The organism is Ruegeria sp. AP12, from assembly GCF_056540025.1.
Genome location: NZ_JBQFVZ010000313.1, coordinates 1 through 547, shown reverse-complemented (window position 1 = coordinate 547; position 547 = coordinate 1). Strand labels below are relative to the sequence as shown.

General features: G+C 53.4%; 1 protein-coding gene and 1 pseudogene. Both read right to left on the bottom strand.

Annotated features, from left to right (window positions below):
* Window positions 1-44: 44 nt before the first annotated feature.
* A complete protein-coding gene (locus ACR0E6_RS22940) occupies window positions 45-371 on the bottom strand; it encodes a cytochrome o ubiquinol oxidase subunit IV (protein WP_419741360.1) in 327 nt (108 codons plus the stop codon).
* Window positions 364-547 (bottom strand): annotated as a pseudogene (locus ACR0E6_RS22935) (cytochrome o ubiquinol oxidase subunit III); the annotation flags it as partial. The pseudogene ACR0E6_RS22935 and the gene ACR0E6_RS22940, both read right to left, overlap by 8 nt.

The following is a 547-nucleotide window of genomic DNA, read 5'->3' as shown; positions in this document are numbered from 1 at the left end:
GGCGCGTTGTGGTTGGGTCTCGTCATAACACGCTGACGTACCGGCTACATTGCGTGCATATGCATTCGGACCGCAAGGTTTCCCAAGATCCAGACCGTTCCGAGAATGATAATCAACAGAACAAGGGTCGAGAATAGGATCAGATCCAGATCCTCGCGGCTGCTGCGACGACGATCTATGTGCAGGAAATAGACCAGTTGAAAGATCAACTGCGCCAGACCCAACAGACCGATGGTCAAATACACTCCGGTCGTTTCAATGCCGAACACCTGTGCAACGCCAAACATCGCAAGCGTCAAAAGCAGTGAGCCTCCGTAGCCAATGACATAGCGACGACGCTCGCGCCGGTGCATCTCGGAGCGTTTATCCATAGGTCAGACCTCCGAAATAGACGATTGTGATGATGCCGATCCAGATCAGGTCGAGAAAGTGCCAGAACAATGCAAGCCGCACGACGCGTGAGATGACCAGATCGGTCATGCCCATGACGCGCAGTTGAATGCCTAAAACAATCAACCAAACACAGCCTGCCGCTACGTGCAGCCCA